Source organism: Microbacterium sp. FW305-3-2-15-F-LB2, assembly GCF_058787255.1.
The window spans coordinates 1,847,608-1,861,674 of sequence record NZ_JBYSZO010000001.1 but is presented as its reverse complement, the minus strand read 5'-3'; the positions used below and the strand labels follow the sequence as shown (position 1 = coordinate 1,861,674).

The window sequence follows — 14,067 nt, the reverse complement described above, 5'->3', positions numbered from 1 at the left end:
GGCGCAACACCCCTGGGCGCGACCGTCGCGGCCGGGTACGGTGGGCCCATGCCCAACATCGCATTGGAACTCGGCAAGCAGGCCACCAGCTTCGGCGTCACGTCCGCCTACGGGGAGCAGCAGGACGTCGACGGCGTCCGCATCGTCCCCGTCGCCCTGATTTGGGCCGGATTCGGCGGAGGCTCCGACGAGAACGGCAACGAGGGCGGCGGCGGTGGCGGGTACACGCTGCCGTTGGGCGCGTACATCCGCCGTGGCGACGACCTGCGTTTCGACCCGAACCTGGTGTCGTTGCTCGCCGTCGGCATCCCGTTCGTGTGGGTGGCCGGTCGCGCCCTCAGCCGTGTCATCCGCGCCCTCAAGAAGTAGCGGAGATCCCCTCGACGCCGCCCTGACCGCTGCGGTCGGGGCGGTGTTGTCGCGGGTGCGGGCGGTCGGCGCGTCCAACCCGGTGGTGCTGATCGACGGCCGGAGTGGGGCGGGGAAGAGCTCGCTCGCGCGGCGACTGGTGACCGCGTGGCCGGGGCGCGGTCGTGTGCAGCTCGTCGCGCTGGACGACCTCTATCCGGGATGGGGCGGTCTCGCCGAGGGTGCCGACTACGCGCGGGAGTCGATCCTTCTGCCGCACGCGAAGGGTGCCGTCGGCGTCTGGCAGCGCTGGGACTGGGAGTCGGGGGAGCGCGCGGAGGCGCACGCCGTCGACCCGTCGCTCCCGCTCGTCGTCGAGGGCTCGGGGCTCCTCACTCCCGCCGCGGCGTCGCTCGCCGACGTCCGGGTGTGGGTGGATGCGCCCGACATCTCCCGTAAGGACCGCGCGCTGCGCCGCGACGGCGACACGTACCGTCCGCACTGGGATCGCTGGGCGGCCCAGGAGTCCGCTCACCTCCGGGAGCACGAGCCGCAGGCCCTGGCATCCCTGGTCGTCTTCCTGCCGTGATCAGCGGCGGCGGAACGGTCTGATCGGATCAGCGGCCGGACGGATCGTCGAGCTCACGGTCGAGAGCGGTGACGAGGCCGTCCAGACGGTAGCCGATCCAGTCGTAGATGCCGAAGCGCGCGTCACCGGGACGATGGTCGTCGTCGTCCTGGATGCCGAGTCGCGTGGCCAGCACGAGGCGAACCGCCGAGAGGGTCCGCATCCACGCGCGCGCCTCGGTCTCGCCGAGGGCCACCGTGATCGTCGTGTCGGGGTCGCTCCCGGGGTCGAGGTCGCCGCCGTCCATGCCGAGGGTGTGAAGCACCGTGCGCGCGTCGTCGTCGCGGCGGTCGAGCATGTCGGCGCCCGTGAGCCTCCGGAACTCGCGGCTCGCCTCCTCGTCGTCGGGGTAGGCGTCGGGGAGCAGACGGATCACGGCCGGGTCGTCGTCGCGGCCGGCATCGACGACGAGATCGCGGAACTGCCCGACGATGCCCGCCAGGTGGAGCGCCTCGAGCCCGCTGATCTCCATCACGACGATGCGGTCATTCATCGCTCGTCCTTTCGCACGGTGGCCCAGAGTCCGTAGTCGTGCATCGCCTGCGCGTGCACTTCCATGAGCTCGCGAGGGCCGCGCGCGACGACGGCGTGGCCGTCGTGGTGCACCGAGAGCATCAGCCGGTGCGCCGTGTCGGCGTCGAACCCGAAGTACGTGCGGAACACGTGGACGACGTAGCTCATCAGGTTCACGGGATCGTTCCACACGACGGTCTGCCACGACGTCGGGGGAGCGACCTCGATCTCGGTGACCTCGTCGAGGTCGGGGGCGGCGATGCCTGCCATCACGCCCATCCGAGTTCGTGCAGCCGCGCATCGTCGATCCCGTAGAAGTGCGCGATCTCGTGCACGAGCGTCGTGTGGATCTCGTCACGCAGTTCGTCTTCGTCGGCGCATGCGGCCAGGTGGGGCTCGCGGTACACGATGATCCGGTCGGGGAGCTCGCCCACCCCGTACCGGTCGCGCTCGGTCAACGCCCAGCCGTCGTAGAGACCGAGGAGGTCGAGCGACCCGTCCTCGGGGCGGTCTTCGACCACGAAGACGACGTTGTCGAGTCCTTCGACCATGTCATCGGGGAGACGGTCGAGCTCGGCGACGACGAGAGCCTCGAACGCCTCGGCGTCGAGATCGAGAGTCGCGTGCTCTCCGACGTCCTCGTGCATGGGGTCTCCCGATCGTGCGGACGATGGCGGCGGATGCCGATTCGCCCCGCCCGGTCGATTCTATGAGCCGCCGAGGGGCGCCGGCCGGAACGACGAAGGCCCGCCGGGAGCGGGCCTTCGATGTGGGGTGGCTAACGGGACTTGAACCCGCGACCCCCGCGACCACAACGCGGTGCTCTACCAACTGAGCTATAGCCACCATGCGTCCGCCGCAGCGGACAACTGAACGATTATGTCATACGTCTCGCGCGAACGACGAAACGACCGACGATGCGGCGCCCTTCGCCTCGTCGCTGGTCGGGCCGGGCTCGGGCACGAAAACGGCCTTGCGGTAGTACGCCAATTCGCGGATCGACTCGAGGATGTCGGCAAGAGCGCGGTGCCCGCCGTTCTTCGCGGGAGCGTTGAAATACGCACGGGGGTACCACCGACGCGACAGCTCCTTGATGCTCGACACGTCGACGTTGCGGTAGTGCAGCCACCGATCGACGCGCGGCATGTACTTCGCGAGGAACATGCGGTCGGTCCCGATGGTGTTTCCGGCGAGGGGCGCCTTGCCCTCGAGGGGAGCGAAACGCTGGATGTACTCGAGCGCCTGGAACTCGGCATCCGCGAGGCTCACACCGTGGGGGATCTCGTCGAGCAGTCCAGACGAGCGATGCATCTCGGTGACGAACTCGCCCATGTTCTCCAACGCCGACGCGTCGGGCCTGATGACGACCTGGAAGCCCGAATCGAGGACGTTCAGCTCGAAATCGGTGACGACGATCGCGATCTCGACGAGCTCGTCGACCGCGAGGTCGAGTCCCGTCATCTCGCAGTCGATCCAGACGAGCCGGTCGTTCTCAGAGGCGCTTACCATCCCGTCATCCTACTGACGGGGTCGGACGTGGAGTCGGTCCCCCAGGCACGATTCGAACGTGCGACCGGCGGATTAGAAGGCCGCTGCTCTATCCACTGAGCTACTGGGGGTCCGCACCAGGATATCGGTGACCGCTCTCCGCGTGGTCGACCCCCTGGCGGCGTCGACGGCGCGGGCGTAGTGTCCGGCCAGATCGAACGAAAGGAGAACCATGTCCGATACGACGACACGGCGCCTGTGGGTCGCCTACGGTCCGGGCGGCGTCGTCGGCACCATCCAGAAGGATGCCGAGGGCTACGCCGTACACATGACGGGCAAGGACGAGCGGCTCGGTGTCTACCCGACCATGGCCATTGCGAAGAACGCCCTGCACTCGCACCTGAAGCCCGGGAGCGACCGCCCCGAGTTCCGGGAGCACTGAGTTCCACACCGCGCCGCGGGCGATGATGCCGTGCGGCGCGGCGGCCTCACACCCGGGCCGGGCGGCGAAGACGCCGCTGCGGCTCGGGTGCCGCCAAGAGCGGCAGCGCGACGTGGACGAGCGGACCGATGCCGAGCGCGAACACGACCGTCCCGATCCCGACGGTTCCGCCCAGCAGCCAACCGGCGACGAGCACGGTGCCCTCGACGGCGAGACGGCACACCCAGATCGGCCAGCCGAGGCGTGCGTGGAGTCCGGTCATGAGACCGTCGCGCGGGCCCGGGCCGAAGTGCGCGCCGATGTAGAGACCGGATGCCACGGCCACCGTGACCACGCCGCACACGAGCAGTGCCACCTGCCAGACGAGGTCGTCGGGGTGGGGCAGGACGGCCAGCGCGAGCTGGATGCTCGTCCCGACGAGCAGGATGTTCGCCACCGTGCCGATCCCCGGTCGCTGGCGCAGGGGGATCCAGAGCAGCAGGACCCCGAGTCCGACGATGTTCGTGATCCATCCGACGCCGATGCCCGTCACGCGCGAGAGACCTTCGGCGAAGACCGTCCACGGGTCGACGCCGAGGCCTGCCGCGATGGTCAGGGCGCAACCGAAACCGTAAAGGGCGAGGCCGATCAGGAGGCGGAGGATTCGGGAGGTCACGGAGAAGATCCAATCACGCGATTGGGTCTATGCAAGGGGTCCAATTTGACTATTCTGGCCCCATGGATTCCCGTATCTCCGCCCGGGCTCTGGCCGAGGCGCTCGGCGGTTGGCGCGGTCGCGGGCCCGCGTACGAATCGCTGGCCGACGGCATCCGCCTGCTGTGTCTGGACAACCGCATCGCGCCGCGGACGGCGCTGCCGGCAGAGCGCGAACTCGCCGCGGCGTTGAGCCTCAGCCGCACGACCGTGGCGGCGACCTACCGCAGCCTGCGAGATTCCGGGCACATCCAGAGCCTGCGCGGGAGCGGCAGCGTCACGTTGCCTCTCCGACGGACCGACCCCGGTGTCGACGACCGGCGCGACGGCGTGATCGACCTGCAGCAGGCGAGTCCCGCCGCGTGGCCGGGCTTGCCGGCCGTGTTCGCGGAGGTCGCGCAGGATGCCGCGGTCCTCCTCTCTCGGACGGGCTACGACGTCGTCGGCCAGGTCGGTCTGCGCGAGGCTATCGCGCAGCACTACCGAGACCGCGGGCTCCCGACCGGTGCGGATGAGATCCTCGTGACGACGGGGGCGCAGAGCGCGCTGCACCTGATCGCGTCGGTGCTGCTGTCGCGCGCTGATCGCGTGCTGATCGAGACGCCGACGTACTCGCACGGAGCGGACGCTTTCCGCGCGGCCGGGGCCCGCCTGGTGGGCGTTCCCGTCACCCCTGATACGGGATGGGACCTCGACCGCGCCGCGCAGACGTTCGCGCGGGTGCTTCCGGCGCTCGCGTACCTCATGCCCGAGTTCCACAACCCCACCGGCCGCACGATGAGTCGCGCGGAAGTGAACGCGTTCGTCGACGGATCGCAGAGGGCCGGTACGATCCTCGTCCTGGACGAGACGACCGCCGGACTCGACATCGACCGACAGGCCGAGTCGACCGCGTTCCCCGACGCGGACCGTATCGTTCGCGTCGGATCCCTCGGCAAGACGGTGTGGGGCGGCCTGCGTGTCGGGTGGGTGCGTGCCCAGGCCGACATCATCCGACGCCTTGCCAGTGGACGCCCGGTGCACGACCTCGGAACTCCCGAGTTCGAGCAGGCCGTGGCCGCTCGGGTCATCGGCCGGCTCGACGAGATCAGCGCACAGCGCGCCGACCTGCTGCGCGCGGGCCGCGATGCCGTGACACGCGCCCTCGTCGAGACCTTCCCCGAGTGGGACGTCCCGACCGTCCACGGGGGAGTGTCGCTGTGGGTCGGTATCGGCGAGCCCGTGAGCACTCCGCTCGTCATGAACGCGCGTGCGCGTGGCCTTCTTCTCTCGGCCGGTTCGCGCTTCGCGGTGGACGGCGGGCACGACCGTCGTCTTCGCATCCCGTTCACCGCCGCGCCCCACACCTTGGAGCGAGCCGTCGACATCTTACGAGCGGCGTGGGACGACGTGCGCGGCACGCCCGTGGGTGCCGCGCTCGACGATCTTGCGGCGGTGGTCTGAACCGACGATGGCCGCTCGCCGGGTCTGAGCCGACCGCGGTCGGTCGCCGGCGGCTTCCCAGCGCGTAGCGCAATGGGGCGGCGTCATCGCGCGTCGTGCAGCCCGAGCGGGGTCATCGCGCGTAGCGCAGGCACTCCAACGCGTCGGCGGACGACCAGAACTCGCCGAGACGGCGGAAGCGTCCGCTCGCCGCGTGGAATCGTTCGGCGGCGTAGCGCCAGCCTCCGTCGGCGGCGATCGCGCGCACGTGTCCGACGACGACGCCGCGCGGGTCGGCGATGCGCCACAGACCCGCTGCGACGTGCGTCGCCGCGCCCCACCCGGCCGGGCGCGGTGCCGGTGCGAGGTCGTTCCAGAGTGCGGTGGTCATGCGCCCACGGTACGAGGGACCTCCGACATTGGTTCGGTACCGGTCCTCCCCACGGCCTCGCCCGCCCGATCTCTCCACGGAACGGTTCGAGATGCCCGCGCGGCGGCGAAGAATCCGGACATTCTGACGGTGGCTCCGGCGCCCGTCGGGCACACGGGTGCCGGAGCCCACATCGAGAGAGGACACATCATGAGCGACCACATCACCCTCGTCGGCAACATCGTCGGAGATCCGGAGGAGCGCGCGACCCGTGGCGGCGATCCGATCGCCGCCTTCCGGCTGGCGGTCAGCGAGCGGCGCTTCGACCGTGAGCGCGGCCAGTGGATCGACGGCCACACGAACTACTACGCCGTCTCCGTCTTCGGCGAGCTGGGCCGCAACGCCCTGGCATCGCTCCACAAAGGGGAGCGCGTCATCGTCGCCGGCCGACTACGGCTGCGGGAGTGGGAGACGGACGCGAAGCGTGGCGTGAGCGCCGATGTCACCGCCGACGCGGTCGGGCACGACCTGCGCTGGGGTGTCTCGGCCTTCCGTCGGCCCGAACGGTCTCCGGGCGACGGAGCGACGACGCCGGAGGGACAATCGGCTGCCGAGACCGCGAGCGACGCGGACGCCTGGGCGGTGCCCGGCGATGAGCCGGCAGGGCTCGGAGACACGTCTTCGGTGACGGAGACGCGCGGCGGCGGCTCGGACTCCACGCTCGTCGAGGTGGGCGACTCGACACCGTTCTGAGCGGCACGGGCAGTGCGCGGACGGTCCGTAGACTCGAGCGGGTGATCCGCCTGAATCCCCGTCCGGTCGCTGCGCTGGCGTTGGCTGCCGTCGTCGCCCTCGCGGGGTGCACGGCGAACGAACCCCCGCGGCCGCCCGAAACGGCGCCTTCGGCGACGACGTCGGGCTCCGCGGAATCTGCCCCTGCCCCGTCTCCGACGATCGCTCCGACCCTCGAGTCGAGCGGCTCCGCCAACGACAACCTGCCGCTCTTCACCCGAGTCACCCGTGACGTGTGGGGCGGCCCGGCACAGGCCTCGGGCCGCGCCTATGTCGATGCGCTCGTGGCCGCGGGCTTCGACAAGACGGCGATGCAGGTCACCCCCGACCAGACGACGATCGGCAACCCGGCCGAGAGCATCGAGTTCTCGGTGCGGTGGGGCGAGGAGTGCCTCGTCGGCCAGGTCGGTCCCGCGATCGGCGATCCCGTAGCCGCCGTTCTGCCCGGTCTGTCGACCGGGGGATGCCTGATCGGTCAGACCCGCGCCATCGACTGGTGATCGTTCGGCCGAGTGCGTCGGCGGGGCACCGCTCAGGGTGGCGTTGCTAGGCTGGAGACGACTTCCGCGCACCCGGGCGCAGCGCAGACATTCGACTCCGCGACCCGGGAGGGCGCGGCCCTCATCCTCAATCGAAGGTGGTACGTCCTCGATGGCCGAATACATCTATTCCATGGTCCGCGCCCGCAAGGCCGTGGGCGACAAGCTGATTCTCGACGACGTCACGATGTCGTTCCTACCCGGCGCCAAGATCGGCATGGTCGGCCCGAACGGGGCCGGTAAGTCCACGATCCTGAAGATCATGGCGGGCCTCGACACGCCGTCCAACGGCGAGGCCCGGCTGAGTCCCGGATTCACCGTCGGCATCCTCATGCAGGAGCCCGAACTCGACGACAGCAAGACCGTGCTGGAGAACATCCAGGACGGAGTCGCGATCAAGCCGAAGCTCGACCGCTTCAACGAGATCTCGGCGCTCATGGCCGACCCCGACGCCGACTTCGACGCGCTGCTGGCCGAGATGGGCACCCTGCAGGAAGAGATCGACGCCGCCGACGGGTGGGACCTCGACTCGCAGCTCGAGCAGGCGATGGATGCCCTGCGCACCCCGCCGGCCGACGCGTCGGTCGTGCCGCTGTCCGGTGGTGAGCGCCGCCGCGTCGCCCTCGCGAAGCTGCTGCTGCAGAAGCCCGACCTGCTGCTGCTCGACGAGCCCACCAACCACCTCGACGCCGAGAGCGTGCTCTGGCTCGAGCAGCACCTCAAGGCCTACAAGGGCGCCGTCATCGCCATCACCCACGACCGGTACTTCCTCGACAACGTCGCGGAGTGGATCGCCGAGGTCGACCGCGGTCACCTCTACCCCTACGAGGGCAACTACTCGACCTACCTCGAGAAGAAGGGCCAGCGTCTCGACGTCCAGGGCAAGAAGGACGCCAAGCTCGCCAAGCGCCTCAAGGAAGAGCTCGAGTGGGTGCGGTCCAATGCCAAGGGCCGCCAGGTGAAGTCGAAGGCGCGTCTGGCGCGCTACGAGGAGATGGCCGCCGAGGCGGAGCGCACGCGCAAGCTCGACTTCGACGAGATCCAGATCCCCGCCGGCCCTCGTCTCGGCAGCATCGTGATCGACGCGAAGAAGCTCGAGAAGAGCTTCGGCGACCGCTCTCTCATCAGCAACCTGAGCTTCAACCTGCCCCCCAACGGCATCGTCGGCGTCATCGGCCCCAACGGTGTCGGAAAGACCACGCTGTTCAAGACGATCGTCGGTCTCGAGCCCCTCGATGGCGGCACGCTGAAGATCGGCGAGACGGTCAAGATCAGCTACGTCGACCAGTCGCGCGCGAACATCGATCCCGAGAAGACGCTGTGGGAGGTCGTGTCCGACGGGCTCGACATCATCACGGTCGGTAAGACCGAGATCCCCTCGCGGGCCTACGTGTCGAAGTTCGGTTTCAAGGGACCCGACCAGCAGAAGAAGGCCGGCGTGCTTTCCGGCGGTGAGCGCAACCGTCTGAACCTCGCGCTGACGTTGAAGGAGGGCGGCAACCTGCTCCTCCTCGACGAGCCGACCAACGACCTCGATGTCGAGACCCTGAGCTCGCTCGAGAACGCTCTGCTCGAGTTCCCCGGCTGCGCCGTGGTCATCACGCACGACCGGTGGTTCCTCGACCGCATCGCCACGCACATCCTCGCCTACGAGGGCACCGACGAGCACCCCGACCAGTGGCACTGGTTCGAGGGCAACTTCGAGGCCTACGAGGCGAACAAGGTCGAGCGTCTCGGCGCCGATGCGGCGAACCCCTCCCGCTCGACCTACCGCAAGCTCACGCGTGACTGACGTGACGCCCTCCTCGGGCTCGGCTCCGGCCGGGCCCGAGCGGCTCCACATCCCCATCCACTTGCGGTGGGGAGATCTCGATGCACTCGGCCACGTCAACAACACGTCGATGTTGAAGCTGCTGGAAGAGGCACGACTCCGCGCGTTCTGGCGCGGAGACGAAGCCGGGGACGCCCTGCCGACCGCCGTGTTCGACATGAGCGTGCTGGAGAGCGGGGGAGAGCGCGCGACCCTCATCGCGCGGCAGGAGATCGAGTACCTCCGCCCGGTGCCGTACAGTCAACGACCGCTCGACGTGCGCCTGTGGATCGGTGCGATGGGCGGCTCCAGCGCCGACATCTGCTTCGAGGTCTTCAGCCCGATCGGCGACGACGCGCCCGTTCTCTATGCCCGCGCCACCGCGGTGGTCGTGCTCGTCGACACGGCCAGCGGCCGCCCCATCCGGTGGAGCGAGACCGAGCGAGCCGCCTGGGGCCCGTACGTGGGCGACCCCATCGAGTACCGCCGGCGCGGCGCCACGCGCTGACCCTATTCGCCCGGCACCCGCACCATGATCTCCTGGGCGACGCTCGCCAGCAGCGTCCCCTCGCGCGTGTAGATGCGCCCGGTGGAGAGTCCACGGCCGCCGCGGGCGTTCGGCGACTCCTGCACGTAGAGCAGCCAGTCGTCGACGCGCCCCGGCCGGTGCCACCACATCGCGTGGTCCAAGCTCGCCACCCGGAGGCCCGGTGCGCTCCATGGGACTCCGTGACCGCGCAGGATCGTCTCCTGGATCGTCAGATCGCTCAGGTACGCCAGCGCGGCGCGGTGCACCGCCGGGTCGTCGGGGAGCTCGCGTCGCGTGCGCATCCACACGGCCTGACGCGGCACGTGCGGGCCCTCGACCGACGTGTACACGGGCGACGGCACATGCAGAACATCCACCGGTCGTTCCGAGAAGAGCTTGCGGCTGGCCGGGTGCAGCTGGCTGTCGTCGAACGGCGGAAGATCCTCCGGGAACGGGATGCCGACGGGCATCGGTTCGGCGTGTTCGAGGCCCGGCCCCTCGTCCTGGAACGAGGCGATCATCGAGAAGATCGGCACGCCGGCCTGAAAAGCCTGCGTGCGCCGAGTCGAGAACGACCGCCCGTCGTGGATCCGGTCGACCGAGAACGTGATGCCGGTAGCGGGGTCGCCCGGCCGAAGAAAATACCCGTGCATCGAATGCACGGTGCGCTCGGGCGGAAGGGTTCGCGACGCGGCGACGATCGACTGCGCCAGCACCTGGCCGCCATACACACGGCCCGACGGCATCGGCTGCGAGACACCGGTGAAGATGTCCTCGGTGGTCCGTGCTCCCGCGTCGCGGAGGTCGAGCACCGCGAGCAGCGAGGCCACGGGGTCGATGGCGTCGGTCACGCTCACTCCCGTCCCGCGCAGAGGTCTGCGTCGCTTGATAGTTTAGGGCGGGTGTCCGCCCGCCTGATGTTCCCCGATCCGCAGGCGGCAGCCGACCTGCTCACGTTCGCGTCCCGATCCGTACGGCTCGGTGACGGCTCCGTCCGGCTCCGCGCAGACGGCGGCGTCCTCGTCACGACCGCGGCTCCGCTGGCGCCCCGCGGGCTCCTGGATGCCACGCCCACCGTGCTCGGTCTGCGGGTGTCACCCGTCGACCCGGAGCTGCAGTGCGACCTGGTGGTCGAGGCATCCGCTCTCTCGATCGCCCCCGACGATGCCTCAGCGGTCGTGCTGCCCGAGATCGCGAGCGCCCCGGCCTGGGCCGGTGTCTCCCCGCCTCGTGGCGGCTGGCTGCAGTCCGACGCCCTCGACAGCGCCGTCCTGGCGGCGCGCGCCCAGTACGGGATCGCCGCGGTCGCCGACGCCCTGCCCGCCGACCCGGGCGAGGATGTCGTGCGGACGGTGCGCGCTCAGGTGTGGGGTCAACCGGACGACGCCCTCGGGGGTCTGCCGCTGGGCACGGCGTTCGCGGCCTACGCGCTGGGGTTCATCGCTGGGGCCGAGGAGGCCGCGGTCCGCACGAGCGGCGTGTGGACGCGCGTGACGCTCAATCGCGGACACGTGCTCGTCCGCGGGCCGGTGCGCTCCGGGCTCACGGCGGTGCGGGCCACAGGTCGCTGATCCAGCGACCTCATAGCCATCGGCGCTACCGTCGGTTCCACGCAAGGGGAGTATTCCTCGACGACGTCCTCGTCATCACGAGTCCACGGTTGGGCTCCGGGCACGTCGGTTCCTCGGAACGGAAGAGACCTTGACGTCGCGGCCACGTGCCGCCCGTCGAGAGGTGTCCCCATGTCCAAGATCTCCCGCCTGTTCGATCTCGCCGCCCGCGCCGTCGAGAAGACCGGCTCCTCGCGTCCGTCGTCCAACGCCGGATCGACCGCCGGAACGGACTGGCGTGATCTCGTCCGCACGGCCGCGGATGCTGTCACGGGCGACCGCCGTTCGCCGCAGACCCCCGCCGCACCTGCTCGGGTCACGCGCGCGGATGCGGCACCCGGCGCTGCGGGGGCGACGGAGCCCGGTCATCGGTACGCTCCGCCGACCGCCTCCGCGGCCGCGCTCCCCCCGGAAGACCGCACCGCCATCGCGCGCTACGACTACCTCCTTCGCACTGCCGACCCCGACCAGGTGGAGCGCCTCCATCGCGAGGCGTTCGAACGCCTCACCCCGGCGCAACGCGCCCACGTGCGCGGTCGGATGGATGCCGAATTCGCACCGCACGACCGGCCGCGCAGCGACGCCCCCGCCGACCTCGCCCGCGCGGCCGGGCGCGCCGAGGCACAGCGCCCCGGCGGCATGTCGGCTCTGCTCGCCCGGACCGGCCGCGGCGGACTCGTCGGAGCGGGCGTCCTCGGGGCCGGAGGGCTCCTCGCCGTCGTCGCCGGTGGGGCGGTCGCGAGCGCGGTGGCGGCGCCGCTGATCGCTGAGGCGGTGGCGTCGGGCGTCGACTTCTCGGGGCTCGCGGCCGGCGTCGACCTGGAGGCTCTGGCATCCGGGGTCGAACTCCCTGCTCTCGCCGAGGGGCTCGGAGCCGAGGCGATCGGTGAGGCCGCAGGTGGCGCGCAGGAGGCGATCTCGGGCGCCGGTGAGGGTCTCAGCGGCCTGGGAGAACGGATCTCCGGCTTCGAACTCCCGGGTCTTGGCGACATCTTCGGCCGCTGACGCCTCGCTCGCGGGGGCTGCGCTCGCTCGCGCCGCTCTCCGCAAGCGAACGCACCGCCGAAAGAGGGCGCCGCCGTCGATCAGCCGACCGGCGCTCCGCCCTCCCCGCGCGGGGCTTCCGCCGCGCGGACGGGGAGTCCCGTAGCGGGGCGCCCGCCCTGGAAGGGTCCGATACCGCGTGGCTCGAACGTGTTCACCATCGCGTGGGCGGCGCGCTCCAGGTAGTCCCACAGCGGCGCTTCGAGGGCCGGAGGAAGCGCGATCTCGTCGACCGCCGCACGCATGTGCCGCAGCCACCGATCGCGCGCATCGGGGTTCACGTGGAAGGGATTGTGCCGCATGCGCAGGCGCGGGTGCCCGCGGTTCTCGCTGTACGTGGTCGGCCCGCCCCAGTACTGCGCGAGGAACAGCGTGAGACGCTCGGCCGCGGGCCCGAGGTCTTCTTCGGGATACATCGGCTTGAGGACGTCGTCGTCGGCGACCCCGCGGTAGAACGCGTCGACCAGGCGCCGGAAGGTGTCCATCCCGCCGGCCTGTTCGTAGAAGCTGATCGGTTCGCTCACGCGGAGGCTCCGTCGTCGTCGGCCCGCACGGCGGGGGGAGTGGGCTTGTGCACGCCGTCGCCGGCTGCGGGCGGGGCGTCTGCGGGCGGGGCGTCTGCGGGCGGCGCGGGAGTCTCGGCCTTCGCGACCGGCTTCGTCTTCTTCGCCCGGGCCTTCTCGGCCGCGATCTCGGTGGCTACGGCATCCGCGTCGAGCACCGTGTCCGACACGGCCAGCCTCTTCCGCCGCGGTCGCCAGACGGGCCGCTCGGTCGCGGTGGTGACGGGGGTCGGTTTCGTCTTCGGCGGGTGGGCCCCGCGCACGCTCTGAGCGCCTTCGGCTCCGGTCAGCACGATGGAGTTCAGCTGAGGCAGCGTGAGCCCCATGTCGTCGATCGCTCGCTTCAGGCGGACCCGGAGTTCGCGCGCCACGTCGTCCTTCGCGCTCGAGCGGGTCTTCATGACCAGGCGGATCACGAGGGCGTCGCCGCTGATCGACTCCAAGCCCCAGATCTCGGGCTGCTCGATGATGCGCGAGCGCCACTTCTGCTCCTTGGCGAGCGCCTTGGCGGCACCGAGCATGGCCTTCTCGACGTCGTCGATGTCGGCATCCACCGGCACCGCCAGGTCGATGATGACGCGCGACCAGCCCTGCGACATGTTGCCGATACGCGTGATCTCGCCGTTGCGGACGTACCAGAGCGTGCCGTTGACGTCACGCACATGCGTGATGCGGACGCTCACGAACTCCACGATGCCGGTAGCGAGCCCCAGATCGACGACGTCGCCGATGCCGATCTGGTCCTCCGCGACGATGAAGATCCCGTTCAGGACGTCCTTGACGATGTTCTGCGCGCCGAAGCCGAGTCCGGCACCGATCGCGGCCGTGAGGAGGGTGAGGGATGCCAGGGCGTTGGGTGCCACGATGCCCGCGATCCACACGAGCGCGACGATCACGAGAACGACGTTGACGATGTTCTGAAGGATCGTGCCGAGCGTTCGTGTGCGCTGCACGAGCCGGACAGCCGCGAGCGGAGACCGGTCGAGGGCTTGCGTGTCGTCGACGCGGGCGTTCTTCTTGGCGCCGTTGACGATGCGGTCGACGACACGGCGGATGATGACGCGGAGGACCCAGGCGGCGACGATGACGCCGATGATGATCCCGACGATCCGGAGAATGACGCCGCCGAATTCCAGCAGGCGCTCCCCGAGCCACGCCCAGGTGGAAGGGTCCGTCAGACCGTTGGGCGTGGGGCGGGGTTCCGGTGTGCTCGCGAGTACAGGCATCCCCTTCATGCTAACGACGGATGCCTCGGTGCCACCTGGGCATCGAGGCA

At 70.2% G+C, this 14,067-nt stretch carries 19 protein-coding genes and 2 tRNA genes; 10 read left to right on the top strand and 11 right to left on the bottom strand.

All coding sequences use genetic code 11. The features are described 5' to 3' along the window. Positions 1-48 precede the first annotated feature (48 nt). Both AC3WLZ_RS09065 and AC3WLZ_RS09060 read left to right on the top strand, forming a co-directional pair. On the top strand, positions 49-369 hold the full coding sequence (locus AC3WLZ_RS09065; RefSeq protein ID WP_412924650.1) for a hypothetical protein: 321 nt from the start codon (positions 49-51) through the stop codon (positions 367-369). Next, a complete protein-coding gene (locus AC3WLZ_RS09060; protein ID WP_492469809.1) occupies positions 344-937 on the top strand; it encodes a nucleoside/nucleotide kinase family protein in 594 nt (197 codons plus the stop codon). Before AC3WLZ_RS09065 ends, AC3WLZ_RS09060 begins: the two co-directional genes overlap by 26 nt. 28 nt (positions 938-965) lie before the next feature. On the opposite strand, the gene AC3WLZ_RS09055 is transcribed toward AC3WLZ_RS09060, so the two are convergent. From AC3WLZ_RS09055 to AC3WLZ_RS09030, 6 genes are all read right to left on the bottom strand, one after another. Next, positions 966-1,469: a DUF2017 family protein gene (locus tag AC3WLZ_RS09055; RefSeq protein ID WP_492469808.1), complete on the bottom strand. Its 504-nt coding sequence runs from the start codon at positions 1,467-1,469 to the stop codon at positions 966-968. Then, positions 1,466-1,768, bottom strand: a complete 303-nt coding sequence (clpS, locus tag AC3WLZ_RS09050; RefSeq protein WP_412924647.1) for an ATP-dependent Clp protease adapter ClpS — start codon at positions 1,766-1,768, stop codon at positions 1,466-1,468. Before clpS ends, AC3WLZ_RS09055 begins: the two co-directional genes overlap by 4 nt. Continuing rightward, positions 1,759-2,136, bottom strand: a complete 378-nt coding sequence (locus AC3WLZ_RS09045; protein ID WP_412924646.1) for a metallopeptidase family protein — start codon at positions 2,134-2,136, stop codon at positions 1,759-1,761. The genes clpS and AC3WLZ_RS09045 overlap by 10 nt, the downstream gene beginning before the upstream one ends. A 123-nt stretch (positions 2,137-2,259) precedes the next feature. Next, a tRNA-His gene (locus AC3WLZ_RS09040) sits at positions 2,260-2,335 on the bottom strand. A gap of 36 nt (positions 2,336-2,371) precedes the next feature. Next, positions 2,372-2,998 carry an oligoribonuclease gene (orn, locus tag AC3WLZ_RS09035; protein WP_492469807.1) on the bottom strand — a complete coding sequence of 209 codons (627 nt, stop codon included), beginning with the start codon at positions 2,996-2,998 and terminating at the stop codon, positions 2,372-2,374. A gap of 37 nt (positions 2,999-3,035) precedes the next feature. Further along, positions 3,036-3,108: transfer RNA gene (locus AC3WLZ_RS09030), tRNA-Arg, on the bottom strand. A 101-nt stretch (positions 3,109-3,209) separates the two neighbouring features. On the opposite strand from AC3WLZ_RS09030, the gene AC3WLZ_RS09025 reads away from it, so the two are divergent. After that, a complete protein-coding gene (locus AC3WLZ_RS09025; protein ID WP_412924644.1) occupies positions 3,210-3,419 on the top strand; it encodes a methyltransferase in 210 nt (69 codons plus the stop codon). A gap of 46 nt (positions 3,420-3,465) precedes the next feature. Here the strand turns inward: AC3WLZ_RS09025 and yczE are convergent, their stop codons facing one another. Beyond that, positions 3,466-4,074 carry a membrane protein YczE gene (gene yczE, locus AC3WLZ_RS09020; protein WP_492469806.1) on the bottom strand — a complete coding sequence of 203 codons (609 nt, stop codon included), beginning with the start codon at positions 4,072-4,074 and terminating at the stop codon, positions 3,466-3,468. 62 nt (positions 4,075-4,136) lie between these two features. Between yczE and yczR the strand changes: the two genes are divergently transcribed. Beyond that, positions 4,137-5,555 (top strand): MocR-like transcription factor YczR, encoded by a 1,419-nt coding sequence (gene yczR / locus AC3WLZ_RS09015; protein ID WP_492469805.1) that lies wholly within the window; start codon positions 4,137-4,139, stop codon positions 5,553-5,555. Positions 5,556-5,667: 112 nt separating this feature from the next. Here the strand turns inward: yczR and AC3WLZ_RS09010 are convergent, their stop codons facing one another. Next, entirely contained in the window at positions 5,668-5,925 is a 258-nt protein-coding gene (locus AC3WLZ_RS09010) for a hypothetical protein (RefSeq protein WP_492469804.1), read from the bottom strand. A gap of 189 nt (positions 5,926-6,114) precedes the next feature. Here AC3WLZ_RS09010 and AC3WLZ_RS09005 point away from each other — a divergent pair, with 189 nt between their 5' ends. The 4 genes from AC3WLZ_RS09005 (at position 6,115) to AC3WLZ_RS08990 (ending at position 9,553) form a co-directional block, all read left to right on the top strand. Beyond that, positions 6,115-6,657 carry a single-stranded DNA-binding protein gene (locus tag AC3WLZ_RS09005; protein ID WP_492469803.1) on the top strand — a complete coding sequence of 181 codons (543 nt, stop codon included), beginning with the start codon at positions 6,115-6,117 and terminating at the stop codon, positions 6,655-6,657. 41 nt (positions 6,658-6,698) lie between these two features. Beyond that, positions 6,699-7,196 (top strand): DUF6993 domain-containing protein, encoded by a 498-nt coding sequence (locus AC3WLZ_RS09000; RefSeq protein ID WP_492469802.1) that lies wholly within the window; start codon positions 6,699-6,701, stop codon positions 7,194-7,196. 151 nt (positions 7,197-7,347) lie between these two features. After that, positions 7,348-9,027, top strand: coding sequence for an energy-dependent translational throttle protein EttA (gene ettA, locus AC3WLZ_RS08995; RefSeq protein ID WP_412924638.1), 1,680 nt, complete (start codon positions 7,348-7,350; stop codon positions 9,025-9,027). Next, positions 9,020-9,553 (top strand): acyl-CoA thioesterase, encoded by a 534-nt coding sequence (locus AC3WLZ_RS08990; RefSeq protein WP_492469801.1) that lies wholly within the window; start codon positions 9,020-9,022, stop codon positions 9,551-9,553. Before ettA ends, AC3WLZ_RS08990 begins: the two co-directional genes overlap by 8 nt. A gap of 2 nt (positions 9,554-9,555) precedes the next feature. Here the strand turns inward: AC3WLZ_RS08990 and AC3WLZ_RS08985 are convergent, their stop codons facing one another. Next, positions 9,556-10,425, bottom strand: a complete 870-nt coding sequence (locus tag AC3WLZ_RS08985; RefSeq protein ID WP_492469800.1) for an acyl-CoA thioesterase — start codon at positions 10,423-10,425, stop codon at positions 9,556-9,558. A 51-nt stretch (positions 10,426-10,476) separates the two neighbouring features. Here AC3WLZ_RS08985 and AC3WLZ_RS08980 point away from each other — a divergent pair, with 51 nt between their 5' ends. Together AC3WLZ_RS08980 and AC3WLZ_RS08975 are read left to right on the top strand one after the other, a co-directional pair. Beyond that, the gene (locus AC3WLZ_RS08980; protein WP_492469799.1) at positions 10,477-11,145 is read left to right on the top strand and encodes a DUF8185 domain-containing protein; all 669 of its coding nucleotides are present in this window, start codon (positions 10,477-10,479) and stop codon (positions 11,143-11,145) included. Positions 11,146-11,316: 171 nt separating this feature from the next. After that, a complete protein-coding gene (locus AC3WLZ_RS08975; protein WP_492469798.1) occupies positions 11,317-12,189 on the top strand; it encodes a cation-transporting ATPase in 873 nt (290 codons plus the stop codon). 80 nt (positions 12,190-12,269) lie between these two features. On the opposite strand, the gene AC3WLZ_RS08970 is transcribed toward AC3WLZ_RS08975, so the two are convergent. Next, on the bottom strand, positions 12,270-12,752 hold the full coding sequence (locus AC3WLZ_RS08970; protein ID WP_492469797.1) for a globin: 483 nt from the start codon (positions 12,750-12,752) through the stop codon (positions 12,270-12,272). Next, positions 12,749-14,017, bottom strand: coding sequence for a mechanosensitive ion channel family protein (locus tag AC3WLZ_RS08965; RefSeq protein WP_492469796.1), 1,269 nt, complete (start codon positions 14,015-14,017; stop codon positions 12,749-12,751). The genes AC3WLZ_RS08970 and AC3WLZ_RS08965 overlap by 4 nt, the downstream gene beginning before the upstream one ends. Positions 14,018-14,067: the final 50 nt, after the last annotated feature.